The 20960-nt window shown below is 64.7% G+C and carries 22 protein-coding genes; 16 read left to right on the forward strand and 6 right to left on the reverse strand.

Annotated features, from left to right (window positions below; translation table 11 throughout):
- Window positions 1-50: 50 nt before the first annotated feature.
- From urtB to C7G41_RS06895, 14 genes are all read left to right on the forward strand, one after another.
- Window positions 51-1658, forward strand: a complete 1608-nt coding sequence (urtB, locus tag C7G41_RS06830; protein WP_106941843.1) for an urea ABC transporter permease subunit UrtB — start codon at window positions 51-53, stop codon at window positions 1656-1658.
- A complete protein-coding gene (gene urtC / locus C7G41_RS06835) occupies window positions 1655-2833 on the forward strand; it encodes an urea ABC transporter permease subunit UrtC (protein ID WP_106941844.1) in 1179 nt (392 codons plus the stop codon). The genes urtB and urtC overlap by 4 nt, the downstream gene beginning before the upstream one ends.
- Window positions 2830-3591: an urea ABC transporter ATP-binding protein UrtD gene (gene urtD / locus C7G41_RS06840; protein ID WP_106941845.1), complete on the forward strand. Its 762-nt coding sequence runs from the start codon at window positions 2830-2832 to the stop codon at window positions 3589-3591. The genes urtC and urtD overlap by 4 nt, the downstream gene beginning before the upstream one ends.
- 3 nt (window positions 3592-3594) lie before the next feature.
- Window positions 3595-4290 carry an urea ABC transporter ATP-binding subunit UrtE gene (urtE, locus tag C7G41_RS06845; RefSeq protein ID WP_007605420.1) on the forward strand — a complete coding sequence of 232 codons (696 nt, stop codon included), beginning with the start codon at window positions 3595-3597 and terminating at the stop codon, window positions 4288-4290.
- A 31-nt stretch (window positions 4291-4321) separates the two neighbouring features.
- On the forward strand, window positions 4322-5152 hold the full coding sequence (locus C7G41_RS06850) for an urease accessory protein UreD (protein WP_106941846.1): 831 nt from the start codon (window positions 4322-4324) through the stop codon (window positions 5150-5152).
- Window positions 5153-5176: 24 nt separating this feature from the next.
- Window positions 5177-5479, forward strand: coding sequence for an urease subunit gamma (locus C7G41_RS06855; RefSeq protein WP_018454667.1), 303 nt, complete (start codon window positions 5177-5179; stop codon window positions 5477-5479).
- Window positions 5480-5588: 109 nt separating this feature from the next.
- Window positions 5589-5894 carry an urease subunit beta gene (locus tag C7G41_RS06860; RefSeq protein ID WP_007599812.1) on the forward strand — a complete coding sequence of 102 codons (306 nt, stop codon included), beginning with the start codon at window positions 5589-5591 and terminating at the stop codon, window positions 5892-5894.
- A 57-nt stretch (window positions 5895-5951) separates the two neighbouring features.
- Entirely contained in the window at window positions 5952-6491 is a 540-nt protein-coding gene (locus C7G41_RS06865; protein ID WP_106941847.1) for an HD domain-containing protein, read from the forward strand.
- A 37-nt stretch (window positions 6492-6528) separates the two neighbouring features.
- Window positions 6529-8244, forward strand: coding sequence for an urease subunit alpha (ureC, locus tag C7G41_RS06870; RefSeq protein WP_106941848.1), 1716 nt, complete (start codon window positions 6529-6531; stop codon window positions 8242-8244).
- A gap of 142 nt (window positions 8245-8386) precedes the next feature.
- Complete coding sequence (locus C7G41_RS06875) at window positions 8387-8686, forward strand: putative quinol monooxygenase (protein WP_007599815.1); 300 nt, start codon at window positions 8387-8389, stop codon at window positions 8684-8686.
- Between the two features lie 14 nt (window positions 8687-8700).
- Window positions 8701-9324, forward strand: coding sequence for an urease accessory protein UreE (locus C7G41_RS06880; RefSeq protein WP_106941849.1), 624 nt, complete (start codon window positions 8701-8703; stop codon window positions 9322-9324).
- Window positions 9305-10033, forward strand: a complete 729-nt coding sequence (locus C7G41_RS06885) for an urease accessory protein UreF (protein ID WP_106941850.1) — start codon at window positions 9305-9307, stop codon at window positions 10031-10033. The genes C7G41_RS06880 and C7G41_RS06885 overlap by 20 nt, the downstream gene beginning before the upstream one ends.
- Before the next feature lie 157 nt (window positions 10034-10190).
- The gene (gene ureG / locus C7G41_RS06890) at window positions 10191-10814 is read left to right on the forward strand and encodes an urease accessory protein UreG (protein ID WP_106941851.1); all 624 of its coding nucleotides are present in this window, start codon (window positions 10191-10193) and stop codon (window positions 10812-10814) included.
- A 299-nt stretch (window positions 10815-11113) separates the two neighbouring features.
- The gene (locus C7G41_RS06895; protein WP_106941852.1) at window positions 11114-12772 is read left to right on the forward strand and encodes an HWE histidine kinase domain-containing protein; all 1659 of its coding nucleotides are present in this window, start codon (window positions 11114-11116) and stop codon (window positions 12770-12772) included.
- Window positions 12773-12779: 7 nt separating this feature from the next.
- On the opposite strand, the gene C7G41_RS06900 is transcribed toward C7G41_RS06895, so the two are convergent.
- The 5 genes from C7G41_RS06900 to C7G41_RS06920 form a co-directional block, all read right to left on the reverse strand.
- Window positions 12780-13388, reverse strand: coding sequence for a TetR/AcrR family transcriptional regulator (locus tag C7G41_RS06900; RefSeq protein WP_199198262.1), 609 nt, complete (start codon window positions 13386-13388; stop codon window positions 12780-12782).
- 88 nt (window positions 13389-13476) lie between these two features.
- Window positions 13477-14619: an OpgC domain-containing protein gene (locus tag C7G41_RS06905; RefSeq protein WP_106941854.1), complete on the reverse strand. Its 1143-nt coding sequence runs from the start codon at window positions 14617-14619 to the stop codon at window positions 13477-13479.
- Between the two features lie 189 nt (window positions 14620-14808).
- On the reverse strand, window positions 14809-15264 hold the full coding sequence (locus C7G41_RS06910; protein WP_106941855.1) for a hypothetical protein: 456 nt from the start codon (window positions 15262-15264) through the stop codon (window positions 14809-14811).
- A gap of 76 nt (window positions 15265-15340) precedes the next feature.
- Window positions 15341-15712: a YqjD family protein gene (locus C7G41_RS06915; protein ID WP_026232783.1), complete on the reverse strand. Its 372-nt coding sequence runs from the start codon at window positions 15710-15712 to the stop codon at window positions 15341-15343.
- A 77-nt stretch (window positions 15713-15789) separates the two neighbouring features.
- Entirely contained in the window at window positions 15790-16902 is a 1113-nt protein-coding gene (locus C7G41_RS06920; RefSeq protein ID WP_199198227.1) for an AI-2E family transporter, read from the reverse strand.
- A 209-nt stretch (window positions 16903-17111) separates the two neighbouring features.
- Here C7G41_RS06920 and C7G41_RS06925 point away from each other — a divergent pair, with 209 nt between their 5' ends.
- Complete coding sequence (locus C7G41_RS06925; RefSeq protein WP_106941857.1) at window positions 17112-17930, forward strand: L,D-transpeptidase; 819 nt, start codon at window positions 17112-17114, stop codon at window positions 17928-17930.
- Between the two features lie 17 nt (window positions 17931-17947).
- A complete protein-coding gene (locus C7G41_RS06930) occupies window positions 17948-18601 on the forward strand; it encodes a DUF2865 domain-containing protein (RefSeq protein ID WP_106941858.1) in 654 nt (217 codons plus the stop codon).
- Between the two features lie 73 nt (window positions 18602-18674).
- Here the strand turns inward: C7G41_RS06930 and C7G41_RS06935 are convergent, their stop codons facing one another.
- Complete coding sequence (locus tag C7G41_RS06935) at window positions 18675-20768, reverse strand: methyl-accepting chemotaxis protein (protein WP_106941859.1); 2094 nt, start codon at window positions 20766-20768, stop codon at window positions 18675-18677.
- Window positions 20769-20960 lie beyond the last annotated feature (192 nt).

Raw genomic sequence — 20960 nt, forward strand, 5'->3', positions numbered from 1 at the left:
GGCGGCGATCCCGCCGCCTTCTCCACCCTTTTCTGCCGGGGTCTTTCACAGTGCCAGCCAATTTGTCCGCCCGTCTCTGTTCGCTCCTGCTCTCGTTGTTCCTGATCGCGTTCGCACTGCCGGCCTTCGCCGGTCCGTTCGAGGATGCGGTCGCCAAATTCGCCAACGATGATTATTCTGACACGGAAGAGGCGATCGGCGTGGTCGCAAGCAGCGGCAATACGCTGGCCTTTCCGATCATCAGCGCGCTCCAGGACGGCCGGCTCATGGCTGATCCCGACAGCAAGAAGGTCTACGTCACGGGCGCCGACGGCAAGTCGATCGATGCCGCGACCGGTCAGGCGGTGGCCAGCGTGCCCGACAGTGCGAGCGCGGTCCGCCTCAACAACCGCCTGCGCCGCAGCGTCGATGCCGCGATCGGCAGCCTGACGCTGCAGTCACCGGACATCGGAGCGCGGCTTCAGGCCGCGCAGTCCGTCTTCAAGTCGCATGAGGAGACGTCGCTCGAAGCCGTCGATGGCGCGCTCGCCAAGGAAACCAACCGATCCGTCAAGGCTGCGCTGGGCGACGCCCGCGCCGCGATCCTGTTGTTCAAGCCTGATGCCACCGAGGTCGAGAAGCTCGAAGCCGTTGCCACCATCAAGGCGCGCGGCGACCAGGAGGCGATGGCGCTGTTGACTGGCATGGGCGACCAGCCGGCCTCGGTGACCAAGGCTGCCGCGAGCGCAATCGGCTCGATCCAGAGTTCGCTCGCGGTCTGGTCGATGGTGCAGAATGCCTGGTACGGCCTCTCGCTCGGTTCGGTGCTGCTGCTTGCCGCAATCGGGCTTGCCATCACGTTCGGCGTGATGGGCGTCATCAACATGGCCCATGGCGAGATGGTGATGATCGGGGCCTACACCACCTTCGTGGTGCAGGAGGTGATCCGCACCCGCTATCCCGGCCTGTTCGACTATTCGCTGCTGATCGCGGTGCCGCTTGCCTTCCTGGTGGCGGGCGCGCTCGGCGTCGTGATCGAGCGCAGCATCATCCGCTTTCTCTACGGCCGTCCGCTGGAGACGCTGCTGGCGACGTGGGGCCTGTCGCTGGTGCTGCAGCAGGCGGTGCGCACCATGTTCGGTCCGACCAACCGCGAGGTCGGCAACCCCTCCTGGATGAGCGGCGCGTTCGAGCTCGGCCAGATCACGATTACCTATAACCGGCTCTGGATCCTGGTCTTCACGCTCGCGGTGTTCGTCATTCTGCTCGCGATGCTGCGCTATACCGCGCTCGGGCTCGAGATGCGCGCGGTGACGCAGAACCGCCGCATGGCGGCCTCGATGGGTATCGCGACCTCGCGTGTCGACGCACTGACCTTCGGCCTCGGTTCGGGCATCGCCGGCATCGCCGGCGTGGCGCTGTCGCAGATCGACAATGTCAGCCCCAATCTCGGCCAGAGCTACATCATCGACAGCTTCATGGTCGTGGTGTTCGGCGGCGTCGGCAATCTCTGGGGCACGCTGGTCGGCGCCTTCACGCTCGGCATCGCCAACAAATTCCTGGAGCCGGTCGCCGGCGCCGTGCTCGGCAAGATCGCCATCCTCGTTCTCATCATCCTGTTCATTCAAAAGCGGCCGCGCGGCCTGTTCGCGCTCAAGGGCCGTGCGGTGGAAGCATGACCCCTCACATGCTGACGCGATCGCTGGACCGCGGCGCGACGATCTTCCTTGCCGTCGTCGTGGCCTGCGGCATCCTCATCCCGCTCTCCAACCTGCTGCTGCCGGCGGGCTCGTTCCTGCAAGTGCCGACCTATCTCGTCGCGCTCTGGGGCAAATATGTCTGCTACGCCATCCTCGCGCTCTCGATCGACCTGATCTGGGGCTATTGCGGCATCCTCTCGCTCGGCCACGGCGCCTTCTTCGCGCTCGGCGGCTACGCGATGGGGATGTACCTGATGCGCCAGATCGGCAGCCGCGGCGTCTACGGCAACCCGATCCTGCCGGACTTCATGGTGTTCCTGAACTACTCGAAGCTGCCCTGGTACTGGTACGGCTTCGACATGTTCTGGTTTGCCGCGCTGATGGTGCTGGTCGTACCGGGGCTGCTCGCCTTTTGCTTCGGCTGGCTCGCCTTCCGCTCCCGCGTCACGGGCGTGTATCTGTCGATTATCACGCAAGCGATGACCTATGCACTGCTGCTCGCCTTCTTCCGCAACGATTTCGGCTTCGGCGGCAACAACGGCATGACCGACTTCAAGGACATCTTGGGCTTCAACGTGCAGGCCGAGGGCACGCGTGCTGCGCTGTTCGCGCTGAGCTGCCTGGCGCTGATCGCCGGCTTCCTGATCTGCCGCGCCATCGTCTCGTCCAAGCTCGGCAAGGTGCTGATCGCTGTGCGCGATGCGGAATCGCGCACGCGCTTCCTCGGCTACCGCGTCGAGTCCTACAAGCTGTTCGTGTTCACGGTGTCGGCCTGCATGGCCGGCGTCGCGGGCGCGCTCTATGTGCCGCAGGTCGGCATCATCAACCCGAGCGAATTCGCGCCGGGCAATTCGATCGAGGCGGTGATCTGGGTTGCGGTCGGCGGCCGCGGTACACTGGTCGGCGCTGCGCTCGGCGCCGTCGTCGTCAACTACGCAAAAACGTTCTTCACCTCCGGCATGCTCGCGCCCTACTGGCTGTTCATGCTGGGTGCCATGTTCATCCTGGTGACGCTGCTGTTGCCCAAGGGCATCGTCGGCACCTTCAACGCCTGGTGGGACTCGTCGAAGGAAAGGCGCCTCGCGGAGAAAACAACGAGCGCCGCGGCCGAAGACGGCGTCACCGAACCCAAAATGGCGGAGGAAGCGCAATGAACGTCATGGACACCCGCGCCACCTCCGCCATGCTGTATCTCGACGGCGTGCACGTCTCGTTCGACGGCTTCCACGCCATCAACAACCTCTCGCTGACGCTCGAGCCCGGCGAGATGCGCGCCATCATCGGCCCGAACGGCGCCGGCAAGACCACGATGATGGACATCATCACCGGCAAGACCAAGCCCGACGAGGGCACCGTGCTGTTCGACGGCGTCACCGATCTGACGCGCCTGGACGAAACCCGCATCGCCGAGCTCGGCATCGGCCGCAAATTCCAGAAGCCGACCGTGTTCGAGAGCCAGACCGTGCAGGACAATTTGCTGCTCGCGCTCAATGTCGACCACAGCGTCAGGGGTACGCTGTTCTGGCGCGGCAGCCGGGCGGAATCCGAGCAGATCGACAAGGTGCTGGAGACGATCCGCCTCACCGACGCCCGCAACCGTCTCGCCGGCAGCCTCAGCCACGGCCAGAAGCAGTGGCTCGAGATCGGCATGCTGCTCGCGCAGGATCCGAAACTGCTCCTCGTCGACGAACCCGTCGCCGGCATGACCGACGTCGAGACGCATCTCACCGCCGAGCTGCTCAAGGAAATCAACAAGACCCACACCGTGATGGTGGTCGAGCACGACATGACGTTCGTGCGCGAGCTCGGCGTCAAGGTCACTTGCCTGCACGAGGGCACCGTGCTCGCGGAAGGCACCATCGACCAGGTCTCGTCCAACGAGCGGGTCATCGAAGTGTATCTGGGGCGGTGAGCGATGCTTGAGGTCAAGGACATCAACCTGTTCTACGGCGCGGCGCAGGCGCTGCGGGGCGTCTCGATCGCCGCCGAGCCCGGCAAGGTGACTTGCGTGCTCGGACGCAACGGCGTCGGCAAGACCTCGCTGTTGCGCGCCATGGTCGGGCAGTACCCGATCTCCTCGGGCGCGATCGTGCTCGACGGCAGCGATATCACGGGCCTGAAGCCCTATGAGCGCGCGCGCAAGGGCATCGGCTTCGTGCCGCAGGGGCGCGAGATCTTTCCGCTTCTGACGGTCGAGGAAAACCTCAAGACCGGCTTCGGCCCGCTCAGGCGTGAGGACAAGCACATTCCGGACGACGTGTACTCGCTATTCCCGGTGCTGCAATCCATGCTCGGCCGGCGCGGCGGCGATCTCTCCGGTGGCCAGCAGCAACAGCTCGCGATCGGGCGCGCGCTGGTGATGCGGCCAAAGCTGCTGCTGCTTGACGAGCCGACCGAGGGCATCCAGCCCTCGATCATCAAGGACATCGGCCGTGCCATCTCCTACCTGCGCAACCTCGGCAACATCGCCATCGTGCTGGTCGAACAATATCTCGACTTTGCCTGCGAACTCGGCGACAGTTTTGCGGTGATGGATCGCGGCGCGGTGAAGTTCACCTGCGACCGCTCCAATCTCGACGCGAGCGAAATCAGCCGCCAGATGGCGCTGTAGGCCATTCTGCCGCGAGCGGCTGGGGAGGCGGATGCGCAGCGACGTTTTAGCGACATCTTCGGTGTTCGACGCCAACCGTGCCCGCGGCGCGGTGCGCTTCGACGTCCACGCGCGCGACGGGGTGACGCGGCGCGGGATCTTGCATGAGTCCGGCTCCCTGCGCGTGCGCTTCCCTTCGCCGGAGGACGAGGGGCTCTCCGGCGTGTTCGTCAACACCGCCGGAGGTGTCGCCGGCGGCGACCGCTTCGACATCGAGATCGCAGCCGCAGATGGTGCGAAGCTGACGCTGACCACGGCGGCCGCGGAAAAAGTCTACCGCGCGCCAGGGCAGGCGGCGGAGCTCAATATAGCGCTGAGGGTTGCCGCAGGCGCACATCTCGGCTGGCTGCCGCAGGAGACGATCCTGTTCGACCGGGCGCGCGTGCGGCGCCGCTTTGATATAGACCTCGATGCGACTGCTTCGCTCCTGCTCTGCGAGATCGTGGTGTTCGGCCGTGCCGCGATGGGAGAACGGATGGAGCAGGGCGAGTTCGTCGACCGCTGGCGGCTGCGTCGCGGCGGCAAGCTGGTGTTCGCCGAGACCGTCAGGCTCGACGGCGATATCGGCGCAAAGCTTGCGCGATCGGCGGTGACGAAGGGCGGCGCCGCGATCGGCACGGCCCTGATCGTGCCCGGCGACGAGGCGCTGATCGAGCGTCTCCGCGACGCCTCGGAATCCTTCGGCGGCGAGGTCGGGATATCCGCCTGGAATGGCTTTGCAATGGCGCGGTTCTGTGCCCAAGATGCGGCGCGCCTGCGCGCCGATATGATGGCTGTGCTGGCACGCACCGGTGCGGCGCTGCCGCGGCTCTGGTTGAATTGACGATGTGAACGGAAGAGATTTCGTATGAACCTGTCTCCCCGCGAAAAGGACAAGCTTCTGATCTCGATGGCGGCGATCGTGGCCCGCCGCCGGCTGGATCGCGGCGTCAAGCTCAACCATCCCGAGGCGATCGCGCTCATCTCCGATTTTATCCTCGAAGGCGCGCGGGATGGCCGCACCGTCGCCGAGTTGATGCAATCGGGTGCGCAGGTCCTCACCCGCGACCAGGTGATGCCAGGAATCCCAGAGATGATCCACGACATCCAGGTCGAGGCGACCTTTCCGGACGGCACCAAGCTCGTCACCGTGCACGAACCGATCAGGTAGTTTTGAATTCGTCATTCCGGGGCGCCCGAAGGGCGAGCCCGGAATCCAGAGGTTTTGATCGAGATTCCGGTTCTCGCTGCGCAAGCCCCGGAATGACGAGGAGGATAGAATGATCCCCGGCGAACTCTTCATCCAGGACGGCGAGATCGAGCTCAATGCCGGCCGCAAGACCGTGACGCTGACCGTGGCCAACACCGGCGACCGCCCGATCCAGGTCGGCTCGCACTACCATTTCTTCGAGACCAACCCGGCCCTGAAGTTCGACCGCAAGAAGGCGCGCGGCATGCGCCTCGACATCGCCGCCGGCACGGCGGTCCGCTTCGAACCCGGCCAGACCCGCGATGTCCAGCTCGTCGCCGTGGCCGGCAAGAAGACCATCTACGGCTTCCGCGGCGACGTGATGGGGAAGCTGTGAGCTCCACAGGAACGAGCATGGCGCGGCACGGTTGAGGCGAAAACGAAGGTCTTTGCCATGCTGTCACCTGTCCGCCTCGTCTCCGAAGCCGCCGAACTCGCCGCGTGCCGTCACAACGGGATGGCGCGCAAGGGCCGCGGTCATGAGCCTTACATCAACCACCTCGCCGAGGTCGCGAACCTGCTTGCGACCGCGACCGACGGTACCGACGCCGAACTCGTTGCAGCCGGCTGGCTGCATGATGCGATCGAGGACACCGGCACCACGCGCGAGGAGCTCGCGCAAAAATTCTCCGACCGTGTCGCCTCGCTCGTCGACGAGTGCACCGACGATATGAGCCTGCCTAAATCGGAGCGGCGGCGGCGCCAGGTGCTCGACGCACCGCAGAAATCGGCTGGCGCGAGGCTGATCAAGATCGCCGACAAGATCAGCAATATCGGCGCGCGCGTACATTCCGACCCGACAACTGAGGAACGTGACGACCTCGTCGATTACACCGACTGGGCCGAGCAGGTTGTCGCCGGTTGCCGCGGCGGCAACTCTTGGCTCGATACGACATTCGACGACATGGTGCTCACAGCGAGGACATCGCTGTGAGCGCCGATCCAACATTCAAACGCAAACGGGGCTTGTGATGTCCGTCAAAATAAGGCGTTCCGTCTATGCCGACATGTTCGGCCCGACCACCGGCGACAGGGTGCGGCTGGCCGACACCGACCTCATCATCGAGGTCGAGAAGGATTTCACCACCTATGGCGAGGAGGTGAAGTTCGGCGGCGGCAAGGTGATCCGCGACGGCATGGGCCAGTCGCAGGTCACCAACAAGCAGGGCGCGGCGGACACCGTCATCACCAATGCGCTGATCGTCGATCACTGGGGCATCGTGAAGGCCGACGTCGCGATCAAGGACGGCATGATCGCCGGCATCGGCAAGGCCGGCAATCCCGACATCCAGCCGGGTGTCACCATCATCATCGGCCCAGGCACGGACGTGATCGCGGGTGAAGGCAAGATCCTCACCGCCGGCGGCTTCGACAGCCACATCCATTTCATCTGTCCGCAGCAGATCGAGCACGCGCTGATGTCGGGCGTCACCTCGATGCTCGGGGGCGGCACCGGCCCCTCGCATGGCACGTTCGCCACCACCTGCACGCCGGGGCCGTGGCACATGGGGCGGATGATCCAGTCGTTCGACGCCTTCCCGGTCAATCTGGGCATCTCCGGCAAGGGCAACGCCTCGCGACCCGCCGCGCTCGTCGAGATGATCAAGGCAGGCGCCTGTGCGCTGAAGCTGCACGAGGACTGGGGCACGACGCCGGCCGCGATCGACACCTGCCTGTCGGTCGCCGACGACTACGACATCCAGGTGATGATCCACACCGACACGCTGAACGAATCCGGCTTCGTCGAGGATACGATCAAGGCGTTCAAGGGCCGCACCATCCACGCCTTCCACACCGAGGGCGCCGGCGGCGGTCACGCCCCCGATATCATCAAGGTCGCGGGACTGAAGAACGTGCTGCCGTCCTCGACCAACCCGACGCGGCCCTTCACGCGCAACACCATCGACGAGCATCTGGACATGCTGATGGTCTGCCACCATCTCGACCCCTCGATCGCGGAAGATCTGGCGTTCGCCGAAAGCCGCATCCGCAAGGAGACCATCGCGGCCGAGGACATCCTGCATGATCTCGGCGCGCTCTCGATGATCTCCTCGGACTCCCAGGCCATGGGCCGCCTCGGCGAGGTCATCATCCGGACCTGGCAGACCGCCGACAAGATGAAGAAGCAGCGCGGCTCGCTGCCGCAGGACAAGGGCAAGGACAACGATAATTTCCGCGTCAAGCGCTACATCGCCAAATACACGATCAATCCCGCGATCGCTCATGGCGTTTCGAAGCTGATCGGCTCGGTGGAAAAGGGCAAGCTCGCCGATCTCGTGCTGTGGTCGCCGGCCTTCTTCGGCGTCAAGCCGGATTGCGTCGTCAAGGGCGGCATGATCGTCGCGGCTCCCATGGGCGATCCCAACGCCTCGATCCCGACCCCGCAGCCGGTGCATTACCAGCCGATGTTCGGCGCCTTCGGCAAGGCGTTGACCGCATCCTCGGTGGTGTTCACCTCGAAAGCCGCGATCACCGGCGGCCTCGCGCGCAAGCTCGGCATCGACAAGAAGCTCTATGCGGTCCAGAACACCCGAGGCAGGATCTCGAAGAAGAGCATGATTCACAACGACGCTACGCCCAATATCGAGGTGGATCCGGAGACCTATGAGGTCCGCGCCGACGGCGAGCTTTTGACCTGCGCCCCCGCCGAGGTGCTGCCGATGGCGCAGCGATATTTCATGTACTGAAATAGCGCCTCAACGCATGTCTCAAGACCATGTCTTGGCCGCATATCCGGGGGCGGCTTTTCCGGGTTTTGCGTTCGATCCCGCCTGGTCTAAGGTCCCGCCCGGTATCTGAGCCCCAGAAGAAAAGCCGGGAGGATTTCTCGTGATCTACGTCGTCGCCACCTTGACCATCAAGCCTGAAACGCGCGCCGAATTCATTGCAGCCGCCACCGCCTGCATCAAGGAGACGCGGAAAGAGCCCGGCAATATCGCCTATGATCTGCATGAGAGCGTCACCGATCCCGCCAAGATGGTGTTCGTCGAGCAGTGGGAGAATGCCGAGGCGCTGGTGCCGCATCGCGCCATGGAGCACATGAAGACGTTCGGCCGCGTCGCGGTGAAGTGCTTTACGGCGCCGCCGAAGATCGAAGTGATCACGCCCGAGAAGGTCGAGACACGGTAACGGGGTAAAAGCGCATGATCCGGGCGACGCAGGTCAGGGGACAACACCGCTTCGCGGAAGCGCCGGCGGATACGGTCGTGCTCGATTTCGACGATCGACACCGCCGCCGCATGGCGATGACGGGGACGCGGGGGCTCGAGTTCCTGCTCGACCTGGAGAATGCTGTCGCGCTGCGCGGCGGCGATGCGCTGGTGTTGGAGGACGGTCGGCTGGTCGAGGTGGTCGCCGCGCCCGAGCCGCTGCTCGAGATCCGCGGCCACGATCCACACCACCTTATTCGCGTCGGTTGGCATCTCGGCAATCGCCATCTGCCGACGCAGATCATGGCCAAGGGCCTGCGCATCCGCCGCGACCACGTCATCGAAGCCATGGTGAAGGGCCTCGGTGCGCGCGTGATCGAGATCGAGGCGCCGTTCGATCCCGAAGGCGGCGCCTATGCCGATGCCGGTCATGCGCATGGACACGACGACCACGCGCATCACGATCATGGCCACGATGATCATCATGATCATCACGGTCATGATCACCACCATGATCATGCCGCACATGGCGACGGTCACGATCACCATCACCACGACGAGCATTGCGATCACCCCGATCATCACCACGGCCACAAGCATGCTCATGACCACAAATGAGCCGGTCGCGGCCCGCGACCTCGCGGAGCGCGAGGCGGCGGCGCTGTACCGGTTGATGACCTGGCTGTCGCCCGCGTTTCCGGTCGGGGGCTTTTCCTACTCGAGCGGCATCGAATGGGCGGTCGAGGCCGGCGACATCACCGACACCGCGTCGCTGGCGGACTGGCTCGATGCGATGCTTCGTGATGGCTCGGGCTTCTGCGATGCGACGTTTCTGGTCCACGCCTATCGCGCCACTGAAGCGGGCGAGGACGACACTTTGAGCGATATCGCCGAGCTCGCCGCGGCCTTCGTGCCGTCGCGCGAACGGCAGCTGGAGACGACATCGCAGGGCCGTGCCTTCATCGACATCGCCCGCGCCGCGTGGGACGCCGACGGGCTTGATGGCATGGTTGCGGCATGCCGCACGCCCCTGGTCTATCCCGTTGCCGTCGGCGTGGTCGCCGCGATGCACGGCGTGCCGTTGGCGCCGACGCTGCACGCCTTCCTGCATGCGCTGGTCTCGAACTGGATTTCCGCGGCCAGCCGGCTCATTCCGCTCGGCCAGACCGACAGCCAGCGCGTGCTGGTGAGGCTGGAAGCTGCGGTTGCCGCGACTGCGAATCGTGCGCTGAACGCGACGCTGGACGATCTCGGCGGTGCGACGTTTCGCGCCGATCTCGCCAGCCTGCGGCACGAGACGCAATATACCCGGCTGTTCAGATCGTGAGTTGTTCGGAATTTATTCGATTGTCGTCCCGGCGAAGGCCGGGACCCATAACCACAAATCTTTGTGGCTATGGGAGGATGTGGCCACAGCGGACCTCGTCAGCTCAGTACGGTGGCTATGGGTCCCGGCCTTCGCCGGGACGACATTAGGAGAGAGCATGTCGAAATCTCACGGCCCCTTGCGTGTCGGCATCGGCGGTCCGGTCGGATCGGGCAAGACCGCGCTGATGGACCTGCTCTGCAAGACCATGCGCGAGCGCTACGACATCGCCGCGATCACCAACGACATCTACACCAAATGGGATGCGGAATACCTGGTGCGCTCGGGCTCGCTGACGCCGGATCGCATTGCCGGGGTCGAGACCGGCGGTTGCCCGCACACCGCGATCCGCGAGGACGCCTCGATGAATCTCGCCGCGGTGGCGGATATGCGCGCCAAGTTTCCCGGGCTCGATCTCGTGCTGATCGAATCCGGCGGTGATAACCTCGCTGCCACTTTTTCCCCGGAGCTCGCCGATCTCACTATTTACGTCATCGACGTGGCGGCCGGCGACAAGATCCCGTCAAAGGGCGGCCCCGGCATCACCCGGTCCGACCTCCTTGTCATCAACAAGATCGACCTGGCCCCCTATGTCGGCGCCTCCCTGGAAAAGATGGAGACGGACGCCAGGCGCATGCGCGGCGAGCGACCGTTCGTCATGACCAACCTCAAGAAGAGCCAGGGGCTGGACCGCATCATCGGCTTCATCGAGGCCAAAGGCGGCTTGAAGCGGGCCAGCTGACCGGCGCGACCACTTAACGCAGGCGTTTCCCCCCGCTAACTTCATGGGCAGGGCCGTTTGCGCGGAACAAATTTCGGTCACGGCAATTGATTACCTCCGGTGCCCGGAGCAGATCCATCCCGGCCGGACCATCGGCCGGGCGGCTTTAAGCTTCTCAGGCAACCCAAGTTGCGTATCGATGCCTCCTCCTCCATTATCTCGGCCATTGGGGTTCACCCTGTTTCGGCACGTGCCCGTTCGAGCGGCGTCCATATGCTCCGTGTTTATTGCCGACCTCCTGCTTTCGCCTGAGTAGTCGCGTGGTCAGGCTGGGTTTCATCATCGGCTTCATTGCTCTTCTCGGAGCCCTGCTCTCCGGGCTTGCGGCTTATCGCGTCCACGACCAGGAGCTGGCGCTGGACCGGATCGCGCTGGCGCGCGCGATCGACGTCCATGCGAGCCTGGTCCAGGACCGGCTCACCGAGCGCGAACTGCTCGCGCGGGTTGCCTCCGGCCTGTTCCGGGCGCCGTCGGTGCTCAAGCCAAATATGCTCGAGCCGCTGCGCTCGGCCATCTACGCCTTCAAGACCGATTTCGTGGTGGCCGGCTGGGTCGCCCGCCTGAAGCCGAACGAGCTTGCCGCAGCACAGGCCGCCATCGCGAGCGCCGGCTTCCCCAATCCGCGAATCCGCAGCTATGACGACAAGCCGATCGATCCGGCAGGTGTCACCCAGCCGATCGACGTGCTGCTGGATCTCGAGCCGCGCAGCAACGAGACCAAGGGGCTGCCCGGCCGCAGTTACGACCAGGATCAGGTGCGCGGCGCCATGCTGGCGCGCGCCAGAGTGGAGAAGAGATCGGTTGCCTCAGAACCGGTTGCCCTCCTGCGTGACGGCGGGCCGATCGGCATCATTGTGGCGGCTCCCGTCATCCCCGAGGGCGCGACGGAGCCGGCGGGCTTCATCACATTTTCCTATGAGCTCTCTTCCCTGATGCTGACCAACGACGACATGTCGTTGTTCGCGGTCGCGCTGAAGGATCCGCGCCGGGAGGGTGGCGAGCTGGTCGCCAACGATCAGGGCGTGGTCTCGGCCCGCCCGACGGCGGCCGATGGGCCGGCGCCGTCGGCGACGCGCACGGTGAGCTTCGGTGGTCGCGACTGGCAGCTGGGCTACTACGCCAAGACCAATTCGGCGCGCCGCGCCGAGCAGACCGCGATCATCGTGGCGGCGATCGGCTTGGCGATCACCGCGATGGTGTGCGGCCTGTTCGGCTATGTCGCCTACAACAATTTGCGGCTCAGCCGGGAAATCCAGGTCAGAATCGGCTTCGAGCGCCGGCTGACGGCTGTCATCGACGAGCTCAACCACCGGGTTAAAAACATCCTGGCGGTGATCCAGTCGATCGTGACCCGTACGCTGCGCCATGGCGCCGACATCGATGTCGCGCGCGAGCTCCTGATCGGCCGCATCCACGCCATGTCCAACGTCGTCTCGCTGCTCAGCGAGAGCCAATGGCAGGGCGTCAAGCTGAAGGGCCTGTTCGAGGCGCGCGCCATCCCGCATGCCGACCGCATTGCCGTGACCGGTCCTGATATCGCAGTCAGCGCGCGCGCGGCGCAGAGCCTGTCGCTGCTGTTCTTCGAGCTCGCCTCGCATTCCGACGAGGGCCTGTCGCTGGTCGGCAAGCATCCGCACATCACTGCCAATTGGACGGTGACGAACGAGGAGGCCGGCGAGGTCTTCTATTTCCGCTGGGAGGAGTTCAACACCAGCGAAGCGACGCGCCGCCCCGATTCCGATTTCGGCCTGATCTTGCTCGACCGCGTCGCGCCCGAGGCGCTCGGTGGCACCGCCAAGCGCTATTTCACCGACGTCTCCTATGTCTACGAGCTGACCGCGCCGATGGAGACGGTCGAGGACATGACCGAGCGCGACCGCACCGACAAGCTGTCGGCACCGATCCGGCCTGCGCGGTAGTTCGAGGCTAGCTCTTCGGTCGCAGCACGAGGTCAACCAGAGTCCGCGCGTAGGCCGGCGTGATCGGGGCGATGCCGAAGACGTAGCGGTAGAACAGGCTGCCATAGATCGCGTCGTAGAGATCCTCGGGCGGTGCTTCGGCCAGGATGCTGCCGTCGCTCTGGCCCGCGGCGATCATCTCGATCAGCGCGTCGCGGCGGAATTGAAGATAGCGGGCGTAGAACAGCTCGGCGGAGCCGGTCTTGGAAATGCATTCGGAGATGACGGCGAGTTGGACCTTGCCGAACTCACCCTGGAGCGCTTCGGCATAGGCTGCGGCATGGCGGCGTGCGCGCGCGGCGGGGCTGCCCGAGCTTGCAGGCGGCAACGGCAGCATCTGCGCAGCATGGTGAAGGAAGGCGTCGATCAGCAAGGCTTCGCGGGACGGCCACCATTTGTAGATCGTCATCTTGGAGACGCTGGAGTGGCGCGCGATCGCGTCGATGGTGGTGACGGCAAGGCCGGTGGTGGCCATCAGCGCATAGGCGCTTTGGAGAATGGCGTTGGTAGTCTCGATCGACCTCGGCCGGCCGCGCCGGGGCGCGCTGTCGGCTCCCTCATCCCCGCCATTCGCCATCACCACGCCCGGCCTCCTCGCGCAATCCGCTGCCGCTCCGCATAGCCCAGCCATGATGGCCGGCCTAGTGGAATCGGAAGGTGCCGGGTTAGGCCTGTTGCCGCAAGGCAGCGGGCAGGTCCTGCCGCTTCGACCAGGCGATGTAATATGCGACCGCGGCCATCGCCGCGAAGCCGGCCAGACTCACGGCGATCTGCATCACCACCAGATTGGCGCCGGTGATCAGGATGAGATGGCCGGCGAAGGACAGGAACACGCCGACGCAGAACACCGCGAGCCATTCCTCGCCGCATCTGATGACCGCCCGTAGCGATCTCCATTGCAGGCCGGGATGATCGGCCGGGACGAGATGTGTCGCGAGGAATGCGAGCGCGAGGAAGTGGACCACGCGATAGGGCGCGAGGTTTTCCTTGTCGGTCGGCGTGATGTTGTCCAGCACGATGTCCGGCAGGTAGGCGGCAAGCGCCGGCGAGTGGCGCATCAGCGTGATCGCCATCGCGGATACGAGATAGGCGCCGGCAAGCACGCGCAGCCAGGATAGGCCATGCAGGGCGCGGCCCGACGCACCGGTCACGGCGAACCAGCCGCCCAGCACCATCAGCATCTGCCAGCAGTATGGGTTGAAGGTCCACTCCTGGTCCGGATAAACCCGGAAATTCCAGTCGAACCAGCGCGCCGCAAAGTACAGCGCGACCGATGCCGCAAGCGTCAGGTTCGGACGCCGCAACAGGCCCCACAGCGCGAACGGAAAGAAGGCCATCAGCGGGATCATCAGCTGTAACAGGTCGAGATTCAGCGGCTCCTCCTGGAGCACGAGGCCACGCACCAGGATGCGCAGCGGGTGCTCGAGAATTCCCGATATGTTATATTCGTGGATGATCTCGGGCGCCATCGATTGCGAGGCGACATAGGCGATGGTGTCGATATAGATCACGAACAGCACGACATAGGCGGCGTACAGCCGCCAGACGCGGCGAAAGATGCGCGTCGCCGCGACGACGTAGCCGCGCTCCAGTGCGATCCTGCCGTGAATGATCGCGACGCCATAGCCCACCACGAACACGAACAAGTCTGCGGCGCCGCTGAAGCCGAAGTTGCGCAGCGTCAGCAAATTGACGACGTTGTTCGGGATGTGGTCGACGAAAACCGACCAGTTGGCGATGCCGAGCGTCAAATAGAGCCGGGGGTCGTGATGGAATGCGGCGAGATTCGCCTGGACGGACGGTTTCATCGAAAAAATGGCTTTTGGAATCAGGGGCGCTGCTTTTAGCGGCAACCGCCTGCCTATCCGAGTAGCGTTTGCGTGAGTGGAGGGCGTTCGCGTCGGACGGCGCAAATTTGGTGCCGCGGCGCCGGTGCCGACTTCCGAAAGATGCGCTCGCGGGACCTAGGACGAAATTTTCTGACTCCGCTCTTGCCGTCACTCGGCAGGTTCGGCCGATGCCTCGTCGGGTACGCCGGCGCGGCTCGCCATGATTCCGAGGGCGACGCCGCCGATCGCCAGGATCGGCAACAGCCGTTTGATCCCGATGGCGCGAACGATCTGGAGTCCGGTGGCGAGCAGCATGGGGTCCGCGAGCATGCTCGAGGCCGCCGACTTCGTGGCGCGTTCGGCCGCGATAAGAGCTTGTTTACGCAGCTGACGTTTGTAGACCCAATAGCTCACCGCCGCGGTCAGCGTCAGGAGAAAGAAGATCCCGGCACCGGCGAGGCAGGCCTGCACCGGACCATATTTGTCGAGCACCGAAATGAATGCCGCCGCGCACAGGAAGCAAGTGGTGATGAAGAGTGCGAACGCCGCGCCTGCTGCCAGCGAGGTCAGCCGCATAGTGGTGCCGGTGGATGCGCTGATCCCGTCGATGATGCGCTGAAACATGGCCTTGCTCCTCAGATCCCCACAAGCCGGCACCGGCGGCGCCGCTGCGCCACCGTCTTAATATCCGTTCGCGATCTCAGCGGCGCCAGACCGCGCCGATCAGGAAGCCGATGCCGAGCGCTAGCCCGACGGTCGCGAGCGGCCGCTGCGTGATGGCGTCCTCCAGCGTCTCCTCGATCGAGCCGTAGGCCTCCTGTGCCGCGCCCATCATCGCGCTGCCGCGCTCCGACATGTCGTCGATCGCGGAATCCACGTTTTCGCGCGCCTGACTGTAGCCGCGGCGGGCCTGCTTGCTGGAGGAGTTGGCAAAAGTATTGAGCGCGTCGGTGATTTGATCGGTGAGGGCGGCGATATCGCTTTTCACGGCTGCTACATCCTTCTCGAGGCGTTCTCTGGTGGCTTTGTCGGTCCAGTCTCTCATCCCGGCTTCGGCATTGGTGGTGGACATCAGGGGCTCCGAGCTGTTGACGGTGAGACAGCCGGAAAACGTTTCGTCGTCGGGTAAGTTCCGTTCACGGAAACCGGTCAGTCCTGCGGGAGCTGCGGCGAATCCTGCGGCAACAGATGCTCCTTCAGGATCAGGGCGACGATCAGCAGCGGCGACGATAGGAAGGCGCCCATCGGGCCCCACAGCCAGGTCCAGAACGCCAGCGCCAGCAGCACCGCGAGCGCATTGAGCGCCAGCCGCCGGCCGATGATGGTCGGCGTGACGAAATGTCCCTCCAGGAAAGTGATGCCGCCAAAGGCGAGCGCCGCCATCAGGCCGCCGCTCACGGTCGGGAAGGTGACCAGTCCCACCACGACCAGAATGGCGAACATGGCCACCGGTCCGATGATCGGAATGAAATTGAGGGTGGCCGCGAGCGCGCCGAGGCCAGCCGGATTGGGCATTCCGGTGAGGGCGCAGACGACGCCGGCGGCGACGCCGACGCCGACATTGATGAGGGTCACGGTCAAGAGATAGTTGCCGAGATGAATCTCGATCTCGTTGAGGATGCGAAGCGTGCGCAGCCGTGCCTCATGATCGCTGAAGGTCATGATCATCGCCCGTCGCAGGTCGCGCCAGCTCGCGATGAACAGGATCAGGGTGACGAAGAACAGCAGGAATTCGGTAAAGGTCGGTGACAGGAACTCGATCGTCGGCTGCACCCACTCGAATTTCGGTATTTGGAAGCTCGGCAATCCCTCCGAGCCGCCAAGCATCGTCTGCAGCTCTCGCCACAGCGCCAGCGGCCGGTCGAACACGTGGACCTTGTCTTTCAACTGGGCGCCAAGTTCGGGCAGGCGCGAGCTCCATTCCATCGCTGGCGAGGCAATCAGCGCGACGATGAAGCCGACCACGGCGGTCACCGCGAGCACGATAAAGGCGGCGGCGAGTCCTCTCGGCACTTTCCGCTTCTCCAGGAAGGTCGCTGCCGGCGAGAGCATCGTGCCGGTGACGAACGCCATCACGACAGGCAGAAAGAACGCCTTACCGAAATAAAGTACCGCGACGATTGCGATGAGGAGCAGTCCGGCGAGCGAGAAGGCGACGAGCTCGGTGCGGCGGATTACCGGGGGGAGTTCGCCGTGGCTCTCGGGAAGCGGAGTGCCTTCGCCGTTGCCGGGGGTCATACGTTCACTGGGAAGGACGCGCACAATACCTCTCCGGCACGGAGTCTTCGGTCCTCGCGCCTATGACCGAGGGGTAACGTCCTAGCGCCCTGCGGGTTCCATCGCGGCTTCGTGAAGAGGCGCTCGCTTGACTGTGACGTCGGTGCTGAAGCCTGCCGGGGAACTTGTGTCGGTTCGCCGGCGTTGAACGAACCAGAGCATCACCCTGATGCAGGCATCCAACGGGGCAGCACATGACGAAGTTCTCTGCAGTCCGACGCCGCTTATCGCCGCGCCGCATCACCGCTTTCGCGTTCGCAACCGCTTTGCTGGCAGTGCCGTTCGGCGCCGCAAGCGCGCAGACGCTGGGCTACACCTATTCGCAGGATCAGGGCTACCCGCAGGACCAGGGCTATTCGCAGGGTTACGCGAGCCAAGGTTATGCAAACCAGGGCTACCCAAACCAAGGCTATGCAAGCCAGAACGCGCAGGCACCCGATGAGGATGCCGCGCTTCCCGATCGCCTGCGCAGGCAGATTGTCAGCTTCGACCGGAGCGAGCCGGCCGGTACCATCGTCATCGATACCAACAACACTTATCTCTACTACGTGCTCGGCCAGGGCCGCGCCATCCGTTATGGCGTAGGAGTCGGGCGCGAGGGCTTCACCTGGTCCGGCGTGCAGAGCGTCAGTCGCAAGGCGGAATGGCCGGATTGGCATCCGCCGGCTGAGATGATCGCGCGCCAACCTTATCTGCCCCGCTTCGTCGCAGGCGGCCCCGGCAATCCGCTCGGCGCGCGTGCGATGTATCTCGGGTCGAGTGAATACCGCATTCATGGCACCAACGATCCCACCACGATCGGCAAGTTCGTTTCGTCCGGCTGCATCCGCATGACCAACGAGGACGTCACCGACCTGTTCGGTCGCGTCAATGTCGGCGCCAAGGTCGTCGTGCTGCCGAAGAACGCGCCGCTGATGGCCAGAGGCGGAGATTCGTTGCGCAAGCGTCCGGCCGTGACGGCGCTGCCCTCGGGCCGGCAAGCGCTGAACATTTCGAATTCGGCCGTTAACTAAGGGTCGCGTGAGGTCACATGAAGAGACGTTCGATCGGCAAATTCGCCGGTGGCGCGGCGGCATTCGTCGCTGTTGCCTCCTTCGGCCTCGCGCTGACACCATCGGCCCATGCGGAGGACTTTTTCTCGGCGCTGTTCGGCGGCTTCCGCGGGCGGGCGGCGCCCGAGATTCGCATGCCATTCCAGACCGATGACACGCCGCGCTACGACGCGCCGCGTCAGCGGGCCTCCTATGGCGGCGGCACGGCCTATTGCGTACGCGGCTGCGACGGACGTTATTTCCCGGCGCAGGGAAACGATTCCGAGAGCAAGGCGCAATCCTGCAAGAGCTTCTGCCCGGCCTCGGAGACCTCGCTGGTCTATGGCGGCAACATCGACGACGCGACGACCGACAAGGGGAAATCCTACTCCGACCTGCCGAACGCGTTCCGCTATCGCAACGAGATCGTGGCGGGCTGCACCTGCAACGGCAAGGATCCGGTCGGGCTCGCACAGGTCAAGGTCGACGACGATCCCACCTTGCGCAAGGGCGACATCGTCGCGGGCGCCGACGGTCTGGTGGTCGCCAGCCGCAATGCCAACGACCGCCGCGGCGTCGCGATGAATTTCTCCCCGCTGCCGGATTCGGTGCGCGCAAGATTCCGCCAAGTGCCGGTGGTGGCTAAGGAGTAGCCTCAACGTCGTCCTGGCTTTCGTCAGGACGACACCGAGACTGTGGGCGCGGCTCTCCCTTTAATGGCCCACGCTACGCTGCGCGGATCTTTCCGAGGAAGTCGCTGACATCATGGCCGAGCTGGCGGCTCTGGCTCTCCAGCATCTCGGAGGCGTGCTTCACGTTGTCGGCGGCCGCGGCAGCAGCGTCCGCGTCGGATTTGACGCCGGTGATGTTGTCCGAGACGTTCTTGGTGCCCTGCGCCGCAAACTGGGTGCTGCGGGTGATCTCTTGCGTGGCCGCCCCCTGCTCCTGCACGGCCGCAGCGATGGCGGTCGCGACCTCGTTCACTTCGCCGATGATGCCGCCGATGGTCTGGATCGCGCTGATGGCGTCGCCCGCGACCTTCTGGATGTCGGCGATCTGCTCGGAGATCTCCTCGGTCGCCTTGGCCGTCTGGCTCGCCAGCGACTTCACCTCGGAGGCAACCACGGCAAAGCCGCGACCGGCTTCGCCGGCGCGGGCCGCCTCGATCGTGGCGTTGAGCGCGAGCAAGTTGGTCTGCTGCGCAATGGTGTTGATCAGGCCGACGACCTCGCCGATGCGGCCGGCCGACTTCTGAAGTCCCTGTACCGTGCCATCGGTCTCGCGCGCCTGGGTCACGGCGCGGCTGGCGATGCCTGCGGCATGCGCGGCCTGCTGGCTGATGTCGTTGATCGAGGCGCTGAGCTCTTCGGCGGCGGCGGCGACGCTGTCGACGCTCATGGAGGCGTCATTGGAGGCCTTGCCCGCGACCTGCACGCGGTCGTTGGTCTGCCGCGACACCGCGGAGAGATCGCCCGAGGTCTTGCGCATTTCGCCGGAAGCTTCGCTCAATTCGCCCAGCGTCTTGCGCACCGCGCCCTCGAACTCGCCGACATAGGTCTCCACCGCGCGCTGGCGCGCGGAGGCGCCCGCGTTGCGTTCGCGCTCCTGCGCCTCGATCTTGAGCTTCTCGTTGGCCTGCTGCTTGAAGGTCTCCAGCGCGCCGGCAAGCGCGCCGATCTCGTCCTGGCGATCGAGATAGCCGCTGTCGACGGCAAGGTCGCCGCCGGCGACCTTCAGCATGGCGTCCCGGATGGTGTTGAGCGGAGTGATGACGCGGCGGCTGACCAGCATGATCGCGCCGACGGCAAGCCCGATGGCGAGCGCCAGCAGCGTAAGCTGCACGATCAGTGCGCGCTCTGCGGCGCCGCGCTGCTCCTGCGTGTGGATCTTGGCAGCATCGAGCGCACCTTCGGCCACTGCGACCGCGCTTGCCATGCGGCCGACTGTGAGCGGGCTCCATTGGTTCGCCGTCATCTCGGGCTTCTCACCCTTGACCAGCACGTCCGCGAGGCGGTCGCGCAAGGCCAGATATTGCGGCTCGAAATAGGAGGTCTTGGCGGAGGCCATCGCGGAGGCGAGGGCCGCCGGCAACTGCATGCCGGACGTCGACAACTCCAGCGCCTTCCACATCGCGCTCGTGCCGCCGACATATTGGGTATAGGCGTAGCGGCCTTCCGGCGTGATCTTGCCGGCGGCCAACCCGGTCGAGACGATCAGCGACGCCTCGCCCGCGGTGTTGCGGAGCAGCCAGGCGTTCTGCTTGATCGACAGGAGCTGGTCGATCGCGGCGTCCTGGTGATTGACGGTGGCGGCCAACGTGTTCGAGAGCTTGTCGAGCACGTCGAGCAGGCCCTGCGTCGTTTCCATGTATTCCTTGGGCAGGCCGGCGCGGCGCTGATCCTTCGGCTTGGCTACGTCCTCCCAGAACTGCTTCTGCTCTTCGGTCAGCAATTTGAATAGACGCGCGAGCTCCGGTACCAGGGTGCCGGACTGTGGGAAGTCCATAGTGGGCAGCAGCTCGAGCGCGCGCGCCATGGCGGGCATTTGGGCATCGCGCAAGGCGCGCAGATACTTCTCGATCTCGCCGTCCATCGGCTCGGTCGCGTTCAACAGGCGGTTGGTGGTCGAGCGATCGGTGCGCAGATTGTGCATCGCCTTGAACAGATCGGCAGAGGCGTCCGCGATGTGCGAGATGCGGTTGGCGGTCTTCAGGCGATCCCAGGACTCGTAGGCGGTGAGCGAGAGTGCGATCACCACGCAGACCGACGTGATCGCGATCACCGCCTTCAGGAGCACGGATACGGTCAAACGATTCAGCATCGAAGTCCCCCAATTCCCAATACAAAGTTCGTGAAGTCGGCCCGGCAACAACGGAAAAAAGGGGCCCGCAAAGACAAGGCAATCGCATGCCGTTTGCGGCTCACGGCCCAAACGGTGTCTGCATCTGAAAGGAAAAGGGTAAAGTTTTAGGCAGGCCGGCGGATCGTAGAAGTACGGATTTACTAGAAGTTG

Origin of the sequence: Bradyrhizobium sp. MOS002, from assembly GCF_003020115.1 — a bacterium.
Taxonomy (GTDB): Bacteria; Pseudomonadota; Alphaproteobacteria; order Rhizobiales; family Xanthobacteraceae; genus Bradyrhizobium.